Origin of the sequence: Nonomuraea sp. B12E4, assembly GCF_039871825.1 — a bacterium.
Classification (GTDB): Bacteria; Actinomycetota; Actinomycetes; order Streptosporangiales; family Streptosporangiaceae; genus Nonomuraea.
Genome location: NZ_JBDPME010000001.1, coordinates 44,594 through 64,083 on the forward strand (window position 1 = coordinate 44,594; position 19,490 = coordinate 64,083).

General features: G+C 70.9%; 14 protein-coding genes. 5 read left to right on the top strand and 9 right to left on the bottom strand.

Going from position 1 to position 19,490, the window contains the following annotated elements; all coding sequences use genetic code 11:
• Positions 1-17: 17 nt before the first annotated feature.
• Together ABGB18_RS00205 and ABGB18_RS00210 are read right to left on the bottom strand one after the other, a co-directional pair.
• Positions 18-245 carry a sigma factor gene (locus ABGB18_RS00205; protein ID WP_347693182.1) on the bottom strand — a complete coding sequence of 76 codons (228 nt, stop codon included), beginning with the start codon at positions 243-245 and terminating at the stop codon, positions 18-20.
• Between the two features lie 86 nt (positions 246-331).
• Positions 332-5,893 (bottom strand): TIR domain-containing protein, encoded by a 5,562-nt coding sequence (locus ABGB18_RS00210; RefSeq protein WP_347693183.1) that lies wholly within the window; start codon positions 5,891-5,893, stop codon positions 332-334.
• Between the two features lie 330 nt (positions 5,894-6,223).
• Here ABGB18_RS00210 and ABGB18_RS00215 point away from each other — a divergent pair, with 330 nt between their 5' ends.
• A complete protein-coding gene (locus ABGB18_RS00215; protein ID WP_347693184.1) occupies positions 6,224-7,396 on the top strand; it encodes an SLC13 family permease in 1,173 nt (390 codons plus the stop codon).
• Between the two features lie 72 nt (positions 7,397-7,468).
• Here ABGB18_RS00215 and ABGB18_RS00220 read toward each other — a convergent pair whose 3' ends face one another.
• From ABGB18_RS00220 to ABGB18_RS00245, 6 genes are all read right to left on the bottom strand, one after another.
• Positions 7,469-8,284, bottom strand: coding sequence for an inositol monophosphatase family protein (locus tag ABGB18_RS00220; protein WP_347693185.1), 816 nt, complete (start codon positions 8,282-8,284; stop codon positions 7,469-7,471).
• A gap of 10 nt (positions 8,285-8,294) precedes the next feature.
• Positions 8,295-8,912: a hypothetical protein gene (locus tag ABGB18_RS00225; protein ID WP_347693186.1), complete on the bottom strand. Its 618-nt coding sequence runs from the start codon at positions 8,910-8,912 to the stop codon at positions 8,295-8,297.
• Between the two features lie 11 nt (positions 8,913-8,923).
• Positions 8,924-9,985: a hypothetical protein gene (locus ABGB18_RS00230; protein WP_347693187.1), complete on the bottom strand. Its 1,062-nt coding sequence runs from the start codon at positions 9,983-9,985 to the stop codon at positions 8,924-8,926.
• A 198-nt stretch (positions 9,986-10,183) separates the two neighbouring features.
• Positions 10,184-10,957 carry a sporulation protein gene (locus ABGB18_RS00235; protein ID WP_347693188.1) on the bottom strand — a complete coding sequence of 258 codons (774 nt, stop codon included), beginning with the start codon at positions 10,955-10,957 and terminating at the stop codon, positions 10,184-10,186.
• A gap of 9 nt (positions 10,958-10,966) precedes the next feature.
• Complete coding sequence (locus ABGB18_RS00240) at positions 10,967-12,211, bottom strand: SPFH domain-containing protein (RefSeq protein ID WP_347693189.1); 1,245 nt, start codon at positions 12,209-12,211, stop codon at positions 10,967-10,969.
• Entirely contained in the window at positions 12,211-13,827 is a 1,617-nt protein-coding gene (locus tag ABGB18_RS00245) for an SPFH domain-containing protein (RefSeq protein WP_347693190.1), read from the bottom strand. Before ABGB18_RS00245 ends, ABGB18_RS00240 begins: the two co-directional genes overlap by 1 nt.
• 138 nt (positions 13,828-13,965) lie before the next feature.
• Here ABGB18_RS00245 and ABGB18_RS00250 point away from each other — a divergent pair, with 138 nt between their 5' ends.
• Genes ABGB18_RS00250 through uvrB form a run of 4 tightly spaced genes read left to right on the top strand, consistent with a single transcriptional unit; the run spans position 13,966 to position 17,359 of the window.
• Positions 13,966-14,619, top strand: a complete 654-nt coding sequence (locus ABGB18_RS00250) for an ATP-binding cassette domain-containing protein (RefSeq protein WP_347693191.1) — start codon at positions 13,966-13,968, stop codon at positions 14,617-14,619.
• Complete coding sequence (locus ABGB18_RS00255; RefSeq protein WP_347693192.1) at positions 14,616-14,966, top strand: hypothetical protein; 351 nt, start codon at positions 14,616-14,618, stop codon at positions 14,964-14,966. The genes ABGB18_RS00250 and ABGB18_RS00255 overlap by 4 nt, the downstream gene beginning before the upstream one ends.
• Before the next feature lie 14 nt (positions 14,967-14,980).
• Positions 14,981-15,214, top strand: a complete 234-nt coding sequence (locus ABGB18_RS00260; RefSeq protein ID WP_347693193.1) for a helix-turn-helix transcriptional regulator — start codon at positions 14,981-14,983, stop codon at positions 15,212-15,214.
• 36 nt (positions 15,215-15,250) lie between these two features.
• Positions 15,251-17,359 (top strand): excinuclease ABC subunit UvrB, encoded by a 2,109-nt coding sequence (uvrB, locus tag ABGB18_RS00265; protein WP_347693194.1) that lies wholly within the window; start codon positions 15,251-15,253, stop codon positions 17,357-17,359.
• A gap of 1,115 nt (positions 17,360-18,474) precedes the next feature.
• Here the strand turns inward: uvrB and ABGB18_RS00270 are convergent.
• Positions 18,475-19,281, bottom strand: coding sequence for a hypothetical protein (locus ABGB18_RS00270; RefSeq protein WP_347693195.1), 807 nt, complete (start codon positions 19,279-19,281; stop codon positions 18,475-18,477).
• Positions 19,282-19,490 lie beyond the last annotated feature (209 nt).

Sequence of the window (19,490 nt, forward strand, 5' to 3'; positions counted from 1 at the left end):
CCGTTCGGATGCCGTCATCACGCGCGGTCCCGCGGGTGACCCGTCACGCGCGCCCCTGCGGGCACACGGGGGGTGTACGCCTCCGGCGCCTGTTTCCGGCGGACCCGTGGCCAGGCGCGGTGCAGCCGGACCAGCGCCTCCTGCGTGAGGTCGGCCGCGTCATGCGGGTTGCCGCTGAGGAGGTAGCCGTAGCGCAGCAGGGCGTCCGCCCGTTCCGCCACGAAGTCCTCGAAGCGCTCATCCAACGAAGCTCTGCCTTTCCATGGTGCTGTCATGGGATAGAGGCGCTTCGAGGGTCGTACTGTTGAATCTCCCGGAAAACGGGCCTGGCTCAGAAGGGCGAGTCGAGCGGCACCTGCCGCACCCCGGGCAGGTACGGGTCGAGCTCGCCCAGCTCGAACCGCGACATCCCGATCACGTGCCAGAACTGGCCGCCGGCCTCCCCCTGCACCTTGTAGCGGCCGTCAGGCGACAGCGCCGCCCAGCCCTCGGCCAGCCCGAGCAGTGTGGCCCGCCGCTCGCCGCCCTCCCAGAGGATCACCACGCCGTCGTCGCCCGCGCTGGCCAGCAGGTCGGAGGCGGGGCTGAAGGCGACCGACCACACCCGGCGGGCGTGCCCGGCCAGCGTGTGCCGCAGCCGTCCGGTCATGGTGTCCCACACGCGCACCAGCAGGTCGTCGCCGCCGGTGGCCAGGCCGGCGCCGGAGGCGTCGAACGCCACGCTCCACAGCCGCCCGCCGCGCGGGTCGAGCGTGTGCACCAGGCGCGGCTGCCAGGGTTGTCCCGGGCGCAGCTCCCACACCAGGGCCTTGCCGTCGCTTCCGGCGCTGGCCAGGTATCGGCCGTTGGGGGAGAAGGCCACCGAGTAGACCCGGTCGGTGTGCCCTTCGAGGGTGGCGACCCGGCCGCCCGAGTCGACGTGCCACAGGCGTACGAGCCGGTCGTCGCAGCCCGTGGCCACGTAGGTGCCGTCGGGGCTGAAGGCGATCGAGCGCACCCGCCCCCGGTGGTCGGTCAGGTTGCCCGCCAGCCGTCCGGTCGGGCGATACCAGATCCGGACGCTGTCGTCGTCGTTGGCCGTGGCCAGCATGTCGCCGTCGGGGCTGAACGCCTCGGCCCAGACATGGTCGGTCTCGGCGTTGAGCTCGCGCTCGTAGTCGCCGGTGGTGGCGTTCCAGAAGTGCACGCCGCCGTCGTTGCTGGAGGTGGCCAGCACGGGACCGGTGGGTGAGAACACGGCGGAGATCAGCCGGTCGGCCGTGCCGGTGAACTCGCGCAGCCGCCGCCCGGTGCGGGGCTCCCAGACGCGGACGACGCCGTCGTTGCCGCTGGTGGCCAGCATCGTCCCGTCGGCGCTGAACCTGACCGAGGAGATCCGCCGCCCGTGGCCGCGCAGCACCCGCTGGCAATGCCCCGAGCCGGGGTCCCACAGCCGTACGGTGCCGTCGTTGCTGCTGGTGGCGAGCTGCTGCCCGTCGGGGCGGAACGCGAACGGCCACACCGAGCTGCGGTGGCCGGCCAGCTCGACCCGTGGGCCGCCCTCGGCCGGCTGGATCCTGACCACGCCGCCCGAGTCGCCGCTGGCCAGCAGGTGACCATCGGGGCTGAAGGTCACCTGGTAGACCGCCGCCGCGTGCGTGGTGTGCACGCCCCGGGCCGAGCCCGAGGGGTCCCACAGGCGTACGGTGCCGGCCGTGTCGCCGCTGGCCAGTACCGAGCCGTCGGGCGAGAACGTCAGGCAGTAGACGCTGCCGGTGTGCCCGGCGAGCGTGTGCAGCAGGGTCCAGGTGCCGGTGTCCCACAACCGGACGGTGCCCGCCTCGTCGCCCGTGGCCAGCAGCCGGCCGCCGGGGCTGTGCAGCGCCCGGTAGACGCTGCCGCGGTGGCCGTCGAGGATCGCCCGCACCTGGCCGGTGCGCAGGTCCCAGACGCGTACGACGCCCGCCGCGTCGCCCGTCACCAGCACCCCGGAGCCGAACGACGCCGTGTAGATCGGCGCCTGGTGCCCGCTCAGCTCGTGGAGCGGATCGCCGGTGGCCGTCTCCCACACGCGGACGACGCCGTCGCCGCCGCCCGCCGCAATCAGGTCGCCCGCGGCGTTCAGGCGTACCGGCCAGACGCCGTCGGCGTGGCCCTTGAGCGTGCGCAGCAGCTCGCCGGTGAGGGAGTCCCACAGCAGCACGGTGCCGTCGCTCGCGCCCGTGGCCAGCAGGTCGCCCGCGAACGTGACGGCGTAGACGCGGCCCCGGTGCCCCTGGAGGGTGCGCACGGGCGCGCCGCCGACGCACAGCAGCACGCCGCCGTCCTCGTTGCCGATGGCGATCGTGGCGCCGTCGGGGCTGTAGGCGATCGGCTCGGGCAGGCGGCTGGTCTGGAAGTGGTAGCCGTACGGGACCCCGATGCCGGCCGGCGCGAACTCGACCTCGACCGGCTGCCCCGGCACCACCGCCGCCCCCTGGGGGTGCGGCAGCGTGCCGGTCACGTTGATCAGCGAGGCCCGGTGCCAGCGGGCGCCTTCGGCGGCCACGTCACTCAGGTTCACCTCGGCCAGCCGCGCTCCCGACAGGTCGGCGCCGCTCAGGTCGGCCCCGCTCAGGTCGGCCCGGTCCAGCCGGGCCCCGGCGAGCTTGGCCCGGCGCAGGATCGCCCTGGACAGGTTGGTGCCCGCCAGCGTGGCCTCGGACAGGTCGGCGTCGGTCAGATCGACCTCCCGCAGGTCCCTGGCCGACAGGTCCTCGCCCTTGAGGTTGGCGCCGCACAGGTCGGCCCGCGCCGGGGTGCGCAGCCGGGCGGCGATCTTGACCGCGTTGGCCCTGGACACGTCGTCGGCCGGCGGATCGGCCGCCCACGCCCGCAGCACCCGGATGTCGGCCAGGTCGCACAGGAACTCCACGGTCAGCGCCGACAGCGGCCGGCGGGACAGCCAGCCGGGGTTGCCCGCGGCGATGTGCCGGGCGATCAGCCACTCCATCACCGAGGCGTGGATGAACCCGAACATGCCCTCCTCGGTGCGCACCAGCAGGCTGCCCGAGCCCATCGCGTGCGCGGTGTGCGCGGCCGAGAGCTGCCCGCTGGCCAGGTCGGTCAGGGTCTCGCCGATCTCGGTCAGCTCGTCCACACCCAGCAGCGACTCCCCGGTGTCCCACAACCGCAGCGCGAGGGCGGTCACCGCCTGCCACAGCTCGTCGGTGCTCAGCGCGGCGGGCGAGCCGGGCATCCTGGCACGCCGCTCCTCGAAGGCCAGCCAAGCGCCGAGGATCTCCTGGTAGAGCAGCGCGGGGCTGATGGTGTGACGGGCCGAGGCGACCGTGCGCAGGCGGTCGGAGTCGAGATCGGCGATGAAGCTCAGCATGCGCGGGTTCTGGGCCAGCGCCAGCAGGTCCTTGATCTCGCCGAGCAGCGACATGCGCGCGCTGGCCTCGTCGCCGTCGTCGAACCGGTTGGCCAGGTAGGAGCGGATCTGGTCGTGCGTGAAGTCCTCGACGCTGAGCACCCGCCGCTGCGGCAGCACCCCGACCATCTCGCCGAGCGAGGTCAGCACCTGGCTGTGCGACTTGAAGTGCTGGGTGCGGCTGGCCACCACGATCTTGGCCTTGTCCTCGGCCGCGGCCAGCAGCGTGGCCAGATGGTCGGCGGCCCGGTCGTAGGTCAGCCGGGTCACCAGCTCGTCGAACCCGTCGAACAGCAGCACGATCCGCCCCTGCCTGAGCAGGTAGCGGAACGCCTTGAGATCGATGAACTCCTCGCCGTGGCCGGCCAGGTGGGCCGCGACCAGGGCGTCCACCGAGTGCGCCTTGTCCAGGGCGCGCAGCTCGATCAGGATCGGCGTCAGGTGCGGCAGCTCGGCCGGGACCCGCCGGGCCAGCTCGCGCAGCGCGAACGTCTTGCCGTGGCCGAAGTCGCCGAGCAGCAGCAGGAACCGGCCGTGGTCGGTGGCCAGCAGCCGCATCAGCTCGTCGGTCAGCCCCTGCCTGACCTGGCTGCCGGGGCGGTCGAGCTCGCGGTAGCGCTGTGGCACGTACAGGCCGGGCGGGTAGCGCCGGTCGGTGGTCAGCCTGGCGGTCTGCTCGGTGACGTAGCCGGTCAGGTCGAGCAGCCCCTGGAACTCGGTGAAGCTGCGCAGCCGCAGGCCCTTGCGCATCAGCTCGTCGCGGATCGCCCGGGGCGCGGAGGGCCCCTGGTAGACCAGCTCGGCGGTGAGGCCGGCGGCGTGCGCCTGGCGCAGGAAGGCGTCGGCGGCCTCGCCGGTCACGTCGCCCACGTGCGCGCCGATCATGAGCTGGCGTACGAACCCGTCCTCGGGGTGGGTGACCACGAGATGGGTGGGGAACCTGCGGATCTTGGCCCGCTCGTGCCTGGCCTCGCAGACCTCGGTGATCCGGTCGAGCAGCAGCTCGACCGGGGTCGGCGCGCGCTCGTCCGGTTTGGGGCCGGTCACCGGGGCACTCTGGACCTCACCGGTGAATGTGGCCCGCCCCCGCCACGGGTGCGGGACCCGCTCCGGCTCGCCGGCGTCCGGCACCCAGGTGCGCAGCCAGTCGGGTGTGATCTCGACCACGTGATGCCGCCCGGACCGCGGCGCGGGGATCCGCCCGTCGGCCGCCGCGCCCGGCCCGCCGTGGAAGAGCAGGTCCAGCCGGTGGCCGAGGAGGCGCTCGAACGTCGGCGCGTCGCCCAGCTCGGCCGGCGGATGCCCGATCGCGCCCAGCCGCAGCCACGCGCTCTCCTCGTAGGGCCGCAGCCGCTCGGCGAACCAGGCCGCCTGCGCCTCGCCGAGTAGCGCGTACGCGTCCCGCTCCAGATGGCTCATCGCCATCGTCGAGTTGAGCCCCGCCACGACCACCTTCAGATCGGGCACCTCGAACAGCGTCCACGGCTGCCCGCCGTCGAACACCCGGTCGTCCAGCCCCTGGAACAACTCCCCGAACAGCCCGGCGAAATGCCGCCACTTGGGCCAGTAGGGGGGCTGCGGGCTCACGTCGTCGGCCTCGCAGGTCATGAAGTAGGCGCTCGCGGCCGCCTTGGTGACGTCGCGCGGCCCCGGCAGCAGCACCAGCCGGTGCGGCTCCAGCCCGAGCAGCAGCCGCAGGTCGGTCAGGAACCGCGTCGCCTGCCCGAACTGTCCCAGGCTGCCGGACTCCGTCAGGTCACCGGTCACGACCATGAGGTCGGGGCGGGGCATGCCGCGGTCGTACATGGCGGTCAGATCCGCCCAGATCCGTGCCTGCATGTCCTCGGGCGTGAACGGCTCGCCGGGATCGGGCAGCGCCCTGCCGAACCGGGGGCCGCCGATGTGCAGCACGCTGATCGACTCGCGGCCCTCGTCGGGGCTCTGCGCGGGCGGGAAGTTCGGCGCCGCGACCGGCGCGCGGCGGGCGCCGGTCCGCTCGGCCGGCGCCGGCAGCGTCGGCGGGGCCACCGGCTCGCGGGACCCGTCGGGGAAGGCGGGCGCCGCCTCCGGCTTGGCCCGGCCCGCCATCGCCTCCCGGACCCGCCCCAGCAGCAGCGCCCTGGCCTGGCCCGGGTCGGTGACGCCGAGCAGGTCGACCCAGGTGATCATGGACAGCAGACCCTCGACCTGGACGTCCTCCAGCCGGATCGTGACGAGCTTGTTGGAGGGGTTGCCGGGGTCGGCCCGCAGCGCCGCCTGCCACTCCATCCGCCCGTAACGCGAGGTCAGGTAGTTGCGCGAGAGCACCGCCACGACGATCTGGGCCTCGCTGACCCCGCGGTCCATGAAGTCGATGAAATTGGTGCCCGGCACGAAATCCCACGCCTGGATCATGGTCCGGTAGCCCGCCGCCTCAAGCTCCCAGGCGATCCAGGTCGCCCACGCCGTGTCGGCCGGGGAATAGCTGACGAAGATCTGGGTCGCCCTGCCGTCACGCGCCATCTGCCCAGTATCCCGCGCCAGGCCGGACTTTTGGAGCCCGCGAGGGACCGCCGCTGCCTGGAGGAGCGGCGGGAGCGGAGCGACCAGAGCGGGGGAAGGCGGCGGCATTCGGGGGACCGAGCTGCCTCACGGAGTGAGGCCATTGGCACGGTGAGGGACCGCCGCTGCCTGGAGGAGCGGCGGGAGCGGAGCGACCAGAGCGGGGGAAGGCGGCGGCATTCGGGGGACCGAGCCGCCTCGCGGAGTGGGGCCATGAGCAACACGACCTTGGAGCGGCCGAGGCGCCGGTGCGGAGTGGAGGCGGGGGAAATGCTGTGCGATCATCGTCGGGTGTGGCGGCGTCTTGGCGTGCTCGACCTGATCAGGATCGGGTTGCTGGTGCTCGGGGTGATCTTCGTGGCGACCGGGGCGCTGCCCTGGGACGCCGCCCTCGTGAGCCTCGACGACATCGGCCCGCTGCTGATCTTCCTGGTCGCGATCATCGTGCTGGCGGAGCTGACCAAGGAGGCCCAGGTCTTCGACGCCATCGCGGCGCGGATGGCGGTGTTCGGCCGCGGCAACTATGCCGCCCTTTTCTTCCTTTGTGCGGCTTTCGCCTCACTTGTCACGATATTTCTTAACCTGGACACCACCGCGGTGCTCCTCACCCCGGTCATGCTCGCCCTGGCCCCCCGGGCCCGCATCGCCGCCCTGCCCCTGGCCATGACCACGATCTGGCTGGCCAACACGGCGAGCCTGCTGCTGCCCGTCTCCAACCTGACCAACCTCCTGGGCATGCAGAAGATCAACCTTGACGCCCAGGAGTTCGCCGCCCGCATGTGGGCGCCGCAGATCGCCTCCATCGCGGTCACGATGGCGTTCCTGTGGGTGTTCTTCTGGCGCCGCGGCGAGCGGCGTGACCTGCGCTACACACCGCCGGTGCTGGAGCCGGTCGCCGACCGGGTGCTGTTCGGCGCCGCCGCGGCCGGATGCCTGCTGTTCATCGTCCTGCTGCTGCTGGAGGCGCACGTCGCCGTCGCCGCCACGGCGGCGGCCGCCATCGTCGTGGTCGCCTTCCTGCTGCGCGCCCGCGAGCGCCTGACGTGGAGCCTGGTCCCGTGGCAGCTCGTGATCTTCGTGACCGGCCTGTTCCTGGTGGTGCCCACGCTCAGCAGGCACGGCCTGTCCGACCTGATGACCTGGATGATCGGCACCGAGGGCGACCCCTACCGCACGGCGGCCGTCGGGGCCGGGCTGTCCAACGTGATCAACAACCTGCCCGCCTACGAGGCCGTCGAGACCGTCATCCCGGCCGCCGACCAGGACCGCCTGCTGGCCCTGCTGGTCGGCACCAATGTGGGCCCGGTCATCACCCCGTGGGCGTCGCTGGCCACCCTGCTGTGGTTCGAGTCGTGCCGCCGCCACGAGGTACGGGTGCCGATGTGCCGCTTCCTGCTCACCGGCACGGGCCTGGCCGTCGTGGGGCTGGTGGCGACGGTCTGGGCGCTCGGCGCGTTCGGCTAGGGTCAGGCGGCGGTGGCCAGCGCGTAGGCGCCGGCGACCGCGTCGAGGCACACGAATTCTGTGCGCTTTTCCTCAGTGCAGCAGGGTGAGCAGCCCGGGCAGGGCGTGCGGGTGGGCGGCGACGAAGCTGCGGTCCTCCGCCGAGCCGTCGATGCCCACCTCGAACGGCCCCCCGTCCAGCGCCCGGATCTCGATCCCGGCCTCCAGGGCGAGCAGCGCGCCCGCCGGCAGGTCCACCGTCTCGGCCCGGTAGCCCACGATGCCGTCGATGGCGCCGCGCGCCAGCATCGCCCACGACAGCAGCGGCGCCCACAGCTGCAGCACCCGCCGGGCACCCAGCTCCAGCGCCGACCTCAGCGCCCGCCCGGTCGCGTCGTCCCTGGCCACGGCGTAGCCCTGGGTCCAGGCCAGCAGCGGCCCGTGCGGTCTGGGCGCGTACGAGGGGGCCAGGCGCACTCCCGAGGAGCCGCCCGCCGGGCAGGAGAGGGCGCCCCGGCCGCGGATCGCCGACCACGTCCGGGCCGAGACCGGGTCGTGCACCACGCCCAGCACCGGGCGGCCGTCCCGGCACAGCGCCACGCCCACCACGTAGGCGGGCAGGCCGATCGCCACGTTGTTGGTGCCGTCGAGCGGGTCGACCAGCCACGTCCACTCGCCGCCCGCGCTCCCGACCAGCCCCGACTCCTCCGCGATCACCGAATGCGACGGGTAGGCCGTCAGGATGCGCTCCAGCAGCAGCTTCTCCGAGGCCAGGTCGAGATCGGTCACCACGTCACCCGCGTTGCCCTTGGCCCGGACGTCCAGTGCGCCCCGCGTGCCCGAAAGGAGCAGCTCTCCGGCGGCCTCGGCGGCTTCGACGGCGACCGTGCGGGCGTGGTCCAGGTCCATCGGGTCTCCCTCAGGTCAGGTGCGCGACGATCATGCGGACGGCCAGCTCGGTCTCGCGGGCGTCCAGCGGCTGCCTGGACACGTGGTGCGGGCCCGCGCCGAGCGGGCCGAGGGACAGGTCATGGCTGCCGCGCCGGCCGCGGCCGAGCGCGATCGTGGCCGCCTCGCCGCCCTCGGGGACGACGCTGCTGTGGAAGCGGTCGGCGGCCAGCGTGTAGGTGTCACCGGGGCCGAACAGCTCCACCAGCCCGGTGGCGTGCCGCACGGTGCGGCGGGTGGGGGAGATGTGGTCGCCGTCGGCCCCGCTGACCACCTCGAACACCCGGTGCGTGGCGTCCGCGCCGGCGTCGGTGACCACCGCGTGCACGTTGCGCATCTGGCCGTAGAGCACGTGACTCACCAGGTCCCAGCTATGGCAGTGGATCTGTGAGGTGGTGCTCTCGGCGTGCGCGAGCGAGTCGGACCACAGATGGACGCATACCCCGTCGCCGCCCTCGCGCTCCAGCGGCAGGCAGACGAATCCGAGCGGGTGCCGCACCGCGGTCAGGCCGTCTCGGGACAGCGCCTCGCGGGCCCACGAGCGGGCCGCGCCTCCGCGCAGGACGTCGCGTACACCCTGGTAGCTCATGGCCCCGCGCTTTACGTTCCGTCTCGTGGCTGCACGGCCGGGAGCGGCTCACCGTACGGGTCGACGGCGCGCAGCGCCTTGCGGGCGACGTCGACGACGTCGCGGCCGTTGTAGGACTTGGGCAGGGGCACCCCGATGCGCTCGAACAGGTCCTGCACCTCTTCGATGGTGGGCTCGTCGCCGAGCGGCACCCTCTTGTACATCTCCAGCGGAACCCCCCGCGCCTGCTCGAAGCTGAGCCGCAGCTCGGTGTCGCAGTTTTCGTAGTAGAAGGTGTCGGCCAGGGCGGTCATCGCCATGTTCGGGTCCTCCACCGTCATGATCAGCCGGGAGGACGACAGGTCCCAGCGGAACGTGGTCATCGTCGACGACAGGCCCACCCCGATGTCGAGCAGGCCGTAGCGCTGGCGGTGCCAGAAGGCGGTCAGGATCGTCGCGTACGACTCCTTCCTGACCCGGTCGGTCGTCCACGTCTCCCCGGTGGCGTCGGGGGAGTCGGCCAGCGAGCGCCGGTAGTGGGCGTAGGTCTCGCAGACCTCCAGGTTGGACGGGTCGATGATCTCGATCCGGACCGTGAGGTGGCGTTTGTCCCGGCGGGCGGCGGCCACGCACTCGGGCAGGGTGACCGCGCGCAGGTAGGTGCCGGTGCCGCCCTTGAAGCTCCACCTGGTGGTGTCCCTGCGGGCCTCGGCGTGGGACTGGGCGATCTCCTGCTTGCTGCCGAGCACCCGGACGAGCTGGAGCGAGTCGAGGGCCTTGCGGGTGCCGGTGACCAGCGTCTCGATCTCCTCCAGGCGCGTCAGGCGCACGGGCAGCTCGGCGAGGGCCCCGGAGGTGATCGTCTCCTCGACGGGGGCCTGGCGGGCCCGGTCGCGCAGCAGCGCGGTGGCGACCAGCGCCAGGATGACCAGGGTCGCGGCGCTGACGAGCTGGTTCTGGATCTCGTCGCCCTTGGCGCCGAAGATGTCGTCGGGCATGATGCCGAGCACGCCCACCACGATGGCGAGCCCCAGGGCGATGGCGCCGTCGGCGTTCTGCGCCGCCCATGGCGTGACCCGCTTCACCGCCGCCATGAACCGTGCCATTGCCCGCCCGTCGTCGAACGATCAGTCAGTTCCCGAGGTCATGGTAACGACCGGGCCAGACGACTGCCAGGGAGCGATCACGTGGCGGAACGTGACGGCAAATATTGCCTCCTGTCAGGATCAGCCGCGTGAGCAGGCGGGCAGCGCCTCGCGCCGCCCGCCGACCGGGCTCACCCCGACGCGGGCTCAGAACCAACCGCGGTGGCGGGCCATCTGCTCCAGACCGCGCTGGAGGGCCTGGTCCGCCGAGTTGGGCGGGTCGTCGTAGCGCACGGTGAAGCGGTTGTAGGCGTCGTGGCTGGAGCTCAGGAAGCCGCCCCGCTTGTCGGCCTCCAGGATGACGTCCATCTGCCGCGGCCCGGCGATGAAGGTCAGCTCCAGCTCGTTGAAGTAGCGCCGCCAGTCGCCGCCCGCGTAGTACTCGATCTCCTGGAAGAACGGCATCGTCGAGCCGTACAGCGTGCCGCGTTCCAGGTCGGCCTTCTTGAAACCGAAGCCCAGCCGGTCCAGCGCGCCGATGACATGGTCCTGGGCCGGGAGCGGGCTGACGAACAGCGGGTCCAGGTCGCCCTTGTCGAGCGCGCCCGCCAGCGCCAGCTCCGTCTGCACGCCGAGCTTCATCCCGTGCAGCGGGTGTCCGGCGATGGCGCTGATCGGGGTCTCCCACGGGATCCCGATCTCGAACGGTTGCTGGTGCTGCGCGCCCGAGCCGAGCTGGAACGTCCCCGCGACCTGCTGGCGCAGGAAGCTGTAGGCCGTCTTGTACTCGTTGTCGCCCGACTCGACTTCGACCACCGCGGTCAGGTCGATGTAGATGCCCTCGACCTTGTAGTCGGAGTTGCCGCCGCGGAAGTGCACGACACCGCGCAGGACCTCGCCGGGCCGCACGCCCGTGCTGGTCAGCACCGTGTCTACCTCGACGCCCGCGCCGAACGCGGCCATCAACTTGCGGAACACCATGGGGTTCTCCTATGCGGAAGGTGTGGTGTGGCCAATGACAGGGCCGTTCCCCGCGCCCGAGATGCGGGGGAGCAACTGGGCCAGGATGAGGGTGGAGAGCGAGGAGTCCGACTGCCCCTGCTGGGTGCGTACGATCAGCGGCTGGGGCGCGTTCTCCGCGAGCTTGGCGCCCACGTCGAGGCGCCTGCGGGCCAGCTCGTACTGCAGCACGGCCCGGTTGTCCCGGTACGACTCGGCCAGCCGGCGCAGCGCCTTGGCCTCGTTCTCGGCGGCGGTCAGCTCGGCCCGGCCGCGCGCCTCGATCTCCCACGTCACCCGCTGTGCCTCGGTCTCCTGCTCCTCCAGCATGCGCGCCACGTCCTTGCGCGCCTTGTTGTGAGCGGCCTTGACCTCGACGACGCGGGCGTCACGGGTCTTCTTGGAGCGCTCGATCTCCATCAGGAGGGTGTCGATGCGGCGCTTGCGGGTCAGCTCCCACTCGCGCTCATATGCCGACAGCTCCTTGGCCACCTTCTCGCGGGTGGCCAGGTGTTGCTGATACTGGTCGGGCAGCTGGACGTCGGGGATGTTGGCGCCGGTGACGCGCACGCCGTACCTGCCGAGCTGGCGGTTGAGCGCGTCCTGCATGTCGCCGACGTCGGAGCCGCGCAGGTCGTACGCGCGTTCGGTGTTGACCCGGCGGCTGCGCTGCCGGATCGCGTCCTGGACCGCGCTGGAGAGCACCAGGTCGAAGTTGCCCGCGCCGATCGTGCGGACGAACGCGACCGGGTCCACGATGCGGAACTTCAGGAAGAACTCGATCGACTTCAGCGGCACGTTCTCCGCCGTGGGGCAGGCCACGATGGGGGCCGAGTACGGGATCTCGGTGGAGGTGTCCACGACCGCGTCCACCCGGTCCCACGGCAGCCACAGGTAGTGGCGGCCCGGCGGGAGCGTGCCGGTGATGGCGCCCCAGCGGCTGCGCACGCCGGTGGTGCCCTCCTCGATCTCGATGATGGCCTTGCGCCACATGGTGATCAGGGCCACCACGAGGGAGGCGAGCGCCCCCAGCGCGCCGATGAGGGTGAGGTCGGTCAGCACCGCCATGCCGGCGAAGTAGAGCGCCAGGAACACCAGCGCCATCCAGGCGAAGCCGCGCCGGTCCTTGGGGATGACGACCGGGACGAGCTGGCCCTGCTCGCCGCCGCGCAGGAGCTGGCGGATGTCGCCCCAGGAGGCGACGGATTCCTTGATCTTCGAGAACTCTCGGCTCATCAGACCTCACTCGAGGGGTGCTTGCCGCCGGGGAGCAGCCGTTCGACCGTGCGTTCCAGATCCGCGTCGGGCTTCGGCGGCTCCTGGGGGCCGCTCACGTCGGCGGCGGCCTTCGCGAGCAGGGCGGCGATCTCGTCCGCACGGCTCTCCACCCGCGCGCCGATCTCGTCCAGCCGGGCGCGGATGGCGGACATGTCCTCGGCGGAGAACAGTGCCGCGCCCTTCCCGCCCACGAGCTGCTGGGCCAGGGCCAGGAAGTCGATGTCGGTCTCCTCACCCACCTGCACCACCTGTGGCAACCTGGTGGCGACCGACTCCAGCTTGGCGAGCAGATCCTGCTGGAAGCGGTAGTCGAGGATCTCGGGCGCCTCGGCGGCCGACAGCGCCCTGATGTCCAGCGCCTGCGCCTCCAGCAGCGCGGCGTTGGCGTTGGCCGTGGACTCGGCCTCGACCAGGCGCTGCCTGGCCTGCGCCGTGGCCTGGTGGCTGGCGCGCTCGAGGGCGGTGTCCATCCGGGCCTGGTAACCGGCGATCTCCGCCTGGATGGCGCTCAGCGTCTCCTGCAGCCCGGCCAGCTCCTTGACCAGGTCGCCCTCGTTCTGCTCCTTGCGGAGCTGGAGCTCGTACTCGTAGGTGTAGGCCTCCTTGGCGACGCGGACCATCTCGGGGGCGGCCAGGTCCATGCGGTATTCCTGGCTGGACGGCTCGGCGTGGGTGATGTTCACGTCGGTGAGCCGGACGGCGGGCAGGAACTGCTGGTTCAGGCTCTCCAGCATGCCGAGCGTGCTCTCGCCCACCAGGTCGTAGATCTCCTCGGCCCGCTGGGCGTAGATGAGGGACCGGGTGACCTCGCTGATGGCGTTCTGGAGCTTGGACTGGAAGCCGCTGACCGAGCCGAGCACGAAGATGAACTCCGCCGGGTTCTCGATCCTGAACTGCAGGAACAGGTCCACGCTCGCCTTGACGCCCTGCTGCGTCGGCGCTTCGCTGATGGGCGCGTTGAACGGGTATTCGCGGGTGGTGTTGACGATGTAGCTCACCCGCTTCCACGGGTTGAACAGCGTCACCCGGCCCGGATCCGCGATGTGCACCAGCTTGCCGAACTGGGTGATCAGCGCCTTGCAGCCCTCGGGCACCATCACCACGCTGCGCCGCCACCACAGGAACCCGGCGGCCAGGACCAGCACCATCCAGTAGTGCGGCCCGAAGATCAGATCCGTGTTCGGGATGACGTTGCCGAGCGCGCCGATGAGGCCGAGCACCACCAGGATGCCCAGCGGCACCACTACCTTCGCGGTGCCGCCCTTGGGGATCACCACGGGCGAGATGACGTGCATGCCGTTTTCCGCGAAGCTGCGGCTGACGATCTCGCCCGCCTCGTTCAGCGACGCCGACCTGGCCTCGATGAGGGTGCCGACGGACGCGCCGCCGTCACGGGCCGCGGCGAAGTCGTGCGGGTTCAGCACGAAGCCGGGAGCCTGGCCCGCCAGCCGCCCCGCCTGGTCGGCGACCTGTCCCACCGCTTGCCCGACCGCCTGCCGTACGTCACCCCCTCTGGCCACCGCTTGGGCTATGCCCGCGCCCGCCTGGACCAGGGCCTCTCTGGGTCGTGACATTGAACCTTCCTTTTCCGCTACAGGCGATTTAGACCGTATCGGGTGTGACTTACATTTCGCTTGCAAGCGGCATCACAGGTCTATTACATTATGTAGTAGACATGCTATTTATGTAGTAGGACTGCTACTTGTAGGGTGATGGGAACGGTACGAGAACTCGTGGGCGACGTCGAGCCGGCGGATATGACCGCCGCCATCGAGGTCAGGGGGCTGCGGATGGCGTACGGGTCCGTGGAGGTCCTCCAGGGCGTCGACTTCGCGGTCGCCCCCGGCGAGGTGATCGCCCTGCTCGGGCCGAACGGTGCCGGCAATACGACGACGATCGAGATCCTGGAGGGTTTCCGGATGTCCTCCGCCGGGGTCGTACAGGTGCTGGGCGTCACCCCGGCCGGCGGCGACGAGCGCTGGCGGGCCAGGCTGGGCGTGGTGCTGCAGTCCTGGCGCGACTTCCACGACCTGGTGCACCGCCTGTCGGACCTCGACGAGACCACGATCATGCTCACCACGCACGACCTCGACGAGGCGGAGAAGCTGGCCGACCGGATCCTCATCCTGGCCGGCGGCAGGATCGTCGCCGACGGCAGCGCCGACCGGCTCTCCCGCGAGGTGTCCCGCGACGCCCAGGTGCGCTGGAGCCGCGGCGGGGAGCAGTTCGTGCACGCGACACAGGACGCCACCACGTTCGTGCGGGAGCTGTTCGGCCAGTACGGCGCGGAGATCGGCGACCTGGAGGTGCGCCGGGCCACGCTCGAGGACACGTACATGGAGATCGTGAGGAGGCACGAGGGATGAGCACCGGGGCACGCCCGGCGATTTCCGCGCTGCACGCGGTGAAGCTCGGCCTGGCGCGCGGCTGGATCGAGCTCCGGCACAGCCTGGTCAACGCGCAGGAGATCGGGTTCAGCATGGTGTCCGGCGGCGCGCTGGGCCTGGGCATGCGTTCGGCGTTCCTGCCGGATTCCGCGGCCGCGCTGGAGATCGGCGGGTTCTGGCGGCCGGTGGAGATGCTGCTCGTGCTCGGCGCGTGGATCGTGGCCAGCCTGCTGCTCGCGCCGCCGATCCTGCGCAGGATGGCCAGGCGGGAGTCCGGCTCGCTCATGCGACTGCGACGGGATCGGGCGATGCAGCGGATCGGCTGAGAAGATACGTGGTGATGAGCGAGACCGTCTACAACCGCATCGCCCTGCTGCGCGCAGAGCGGAACGTCACCCGCAGGCAACTGGCCGACGGGCTGGGGGTCCACTACCAGACCGTCGGCTACCTGGAGCGCGGAGAGTACAGCCCGAGCCTTTACCTCGCCCTGCGGATCGCCGAGTATTTCGAGGTTCCCGTCGAGGTCGTCTTCTCGACCAGCCCCTTCCCCCGGATCGGGGAACGGACCGTCTGACGGATTATGTCGGTGGGGCCGCCTACAGTGGGCAGCATGCGACCGGTCACAGATTTGCAGCGTAGGGTGGCGCCCTTCGAGGTCGTCACCGAGATGACGCCGTCGGGCGACCAGCCGACGGCCATCACCGAGCTGGAGCGCCGCGTCAAGGCCGGGGAGAAGGACAACGTCCTGCTGGGCGCCACCGGCACCGGCAAGACGGCCACCATCGCCTGGCTGATCGAGCGGCTGCAGCGGCCCGCGCTGGTCATGCAGCCCAACAAGACGCTGGCCGCCCAGTTCGCCAACGAACTGCGGGAGATGCTGCCCAACAACGCTGTCGAATATTTCGTTTCTTATTACGATTATTACCAGCCTGAGGCATACGTCCCGCAGAGCGACACGTACATCGAGAAGGACTCCTCGATCAACGACGAGGTCGAGCGGCTGCGCCACTCGGCCACCAACTCACTGCTCACCCGCCGTGACACGATCGTGGTGGCCTCGGTGTCGTGCATTTACGGCCTGGGCACCCCGCAGGAATACGTCGACCGCATGGCCCGGCTCCGCGTCGGCATGGACGTCGACCGCGACCAGTTGCTGCGCCGCCTGGTCGACATGCAGTACACGCGAAACGACCTGGCCTTCACCCGGGGCACGTTCCGGGTGCGCGGCGACACGATCGAGATCATCCCGAAATACGAAGAGCTGGCCGTGCGCATCGAGATGTTCGGTGACGAGATCGAGAAGCTCTCGACCATGCACCCGCTGACCGGCGAGGTCATCACCGAGGACGAGGAGCTCTACATCTTCCCGGCCTCCCACTACATCGCGGGCGAGCAGCGCATGGCCGCCGCCGTGGCCGGCATCGAGGCGGAGCTGGCCGAGCGGCTGTCGGAGCTGGAACGGCAGGGCAAGCTGCTGGAGGCGCAGCGGCTGCGGATGCGGACCACCTACGACATCGAGATGATGCGGCAGATCGGCACCTGCTCGGGCATCGAAAACTACTCGCGCCACCTGGACGGCCGCGAGGCCGGCAGCGCGCCCAACACGCTGCTGGACTACTTCCCCGAGGACTTCCTGCTGGTGCTGGACGAGTCCCACCAGACGGTGCCGCAGATCGGCGCCATGTACGAAGGCGACGCCTCCCGCAAGCGCACGCTGGTCGAGCACGGGTTCCGGCTGCCGTCGGCGCTCGACAACCGGCCGCTGAAGTGGGAGGAGTTCCTGGAGCGCATCGGGCAGACGGTCTACCTGTCCGCCACGCCGGGCCCCTACGAGCTGGGGCGGGCCAAGGGCGAGGTGGTCGAGCAGGTCATCCGCCCGACCGGCCTGGTCGACCCGGAGATCGTCGTCAAGCCCACCAAGGGGCAGATCGACGACCTGGTCCACGAGATCCGCGAGCGCGCCGAGCGGGACGAGCGCGTCCTGGTGACGACGCTGACCAAGAAGATGTCCGAAGACCTGACCGACTATCTCCTGGAGCTCGGCATCCGGGTCCGCTACCTGCACAGCGAGGTCGACACGCTGCGGCGCATCGAGTTGCTGCGGGAGCTGCGGACCGGCGAGTTCGACGTGCTGGTCGGCATCAACCTGCTGCGGGAGGGCCTCGACCTGCCCGAGGTGTCGCTGGTGTCCATTCTCGACGCGGACAAGGAGGGCTTCCTGCGTTCGGAGACCTCGCTGATCCAGACCATCGGCCGCGCCGCCCGAAACGTCTCGGGCCAGGTCCACATGTATGCCGACAAGATCACCCCGTCCATGGAGCGGGCGATCGACGAGACCAACCGGCGGCGGGCCAAGCAAATGGCCTACAACGAGGCCAACGGTATCGACCCGCAGCCGCTGCGCAAGAGGATCGCGGACATCCTCGACTCCCTGCAGCGCGAGGACGCCGACACCGACCGCCTCCTCGGCGGCGGGCGCCAGCAGTCGCGTGGCAAGGCCCCGGTGCCCGGCTTCGGCGGGCGGGCGGCGGGCCAGCACGCCAAGGCCATCGCGGGCGAGATGCCCCGGGCACAGATGGAGTCGTTGATCGACTCGCTGACGGAGCAGATGCACCAGGCGGCGGCCGACCTGCAGTTCGAGGTGGCTGCGCGACTGCGCGACGAGATCAAGGAGCTCAAGCGCGAGCTGCGTGACATGCGCGAGGCGGGCGTCCAGTAGACCATCCTGAGGCGTGCGGTAGTCGTGGGGTGGGTGGTTGTGCCCGGTTGCTTGAGTGGTGCGGCAGACGCGGGGTGGGCGGTCGTGCCGGCCGCCTGACCTACGTGGCACGGAGTGGCTGTCGCTGACCCCCCGGTTGCGTGACACGTGTGAGGTGAGCAGTCGCGTGCGTCGCCCGGGTCGCTGCGGCGTGCCGAAGGCGGGGCGTTGGGCAGGGTCTCTGACCTGCGCGAATGGTTGGGCGCTCGGCGGGCAGCGGCAGGGCATGCACAAGAAGGCCATCGGTGCCGTGGCTGGTGCGGCGATGTTCGTCGCGGGCTGCGGCACAGTTGCGCCGCAGTCGGAGCATGTCGGCGCTGGGGGCCCGCTGTCCACCACCGGGAGCGGATCGTCCACCGTTTGGAGTGGATCGTCCGCTTTCGGGGGTGGATCGTCCGCTGCTGGGAGGACGCCGTTCAGTGCCGGGGGCGGGCCGTTCGTAATGGGTGATGCGCCGTTCTCCGTCGGGAACACACCGTTCACCATCGGGAGCGGACTGTGCGTAGTAGGTAATGTGCCGTTCACCTTTGGGAATTGGCCGCTCGTCGCCGGGAGCACGCCGTCCACCACCGCGAGCCGGCCGTCAGCCGTCACCCCGACGGCCGATCCAGGGCGCGGCGACCCCGGGCGGGCCGGCACGAGGGGGTTGCGGCAGGCGGCCCAGGCGGCGCTGCGGGCGGTGCCCGGTACCAGCCTCGTCTCGATCGAGGCGAGGCCGTGGCGCCGTTCGGCGGGGTGGGCGCCACGGGGACGGGTCGCGCAGACGCGACGTCCTGGCCGCTGAGGAAGTCACGGCCCCTGATCAGAGTCCGACCGTTCCCCGTGCCCGGTCGAACGGAGGAAGGCGTGGCCTCTGATCGGAGTCCACCGTTTCCCGTGCTCGGTCGAGCAGGGGAAGGCACGGCCCCTGATCAGAGTCCGACCGTTCCCCGTACCTGGTCGAGCGGAGGAAGGCGTGGCCCTTGATCGGAGTGCGACTGTTACCCGTGCTCGGTCGAACGGAGGAGGGTGCGGCCGCTGATCAGAGTCCGACCGTCTCCCGTGCTCGGTCGAGCAGGGGAGGGTGCGGCCGCTGATCAGAGTCCGACCGTCTCGCGTGCTCGGTCGAGCATCTGTGACGCGGATCGGCCCTCCTTGGCCTCCTCGTTGACCAGGCTGAACGGGTCTACCTGCCGGTCGCCGACGACGACCATGTGCTTGATGCCGCCGTTCTCGAAGGCGACGTCCCAGTGTCCGCCGTTGGCCCGGATCAGGACCTCGGCGAGGTAGGCGGACAAGAGGGAGTGCAGGTAGATGCGGTCGTCGTCGTCCAGATCGTCCGACCGGAGCTCGTCCGTCACCGCATCCATGATCGGCTGGCAGGTCATGGGCTGGACGTCGAAGGCGTCCACATCTCCGCCGGCCTGCTCCACCAGCTCCCGCAACGCCTGGTGCCCGCCGTCGCCGAACTCCTTGGTGTGCCGTCTCGCCAGCTCAAGAGTCAGCGGCACCAGCGGCTCCGGTTCCGCACACACGATCGGGGCGCCGACTCGGGTCAGTGCGTCGCCCTGCCGCTCGTACCGCTGGGCGATCAGCACGCCGGCGGGCCTCCCCAGCTCGTACGCCTCGACGAACGCCGCCTCCGCCCGCTCGTCGTCGATCGTCAGATAGCCGTCCCAGGCCAGCGTGACGCATACGGCGGTCGGGTTGGTGTCCGCCGCCGAGGAGCGCGCCATCGTGAGGTCGGGGGCGGCGATGAAACGGGTGAGCTCCCGTGCCCCGTCCTGCTGCAGAACCATGGCGAACGGCGAGAACCCTTCGGCCGAGCCCTCCGCGCTCGACACCGCATGGTCGAGCGCGTCCTCGGCCAGCCCTGCGGCCTCCGTTCCCAGATTCTGGGTCAATTCAGACAGGTACGAACCGTCATGCGGCATAGCTCCGCAACCCTCCAAGCTGATCGTGGTTCGTATACGACTACCGCATTTCTCACGCCAAGATCATGCTGATGCCTGAAATGGCAGGTAAGGCCACGGGCACCCGCAGGCCACGGGCACCCGCAGGCCACGGGCACCCGCGGGCCGTGGGCACCCGCGGCCCGTGGGCACTTGCTGGT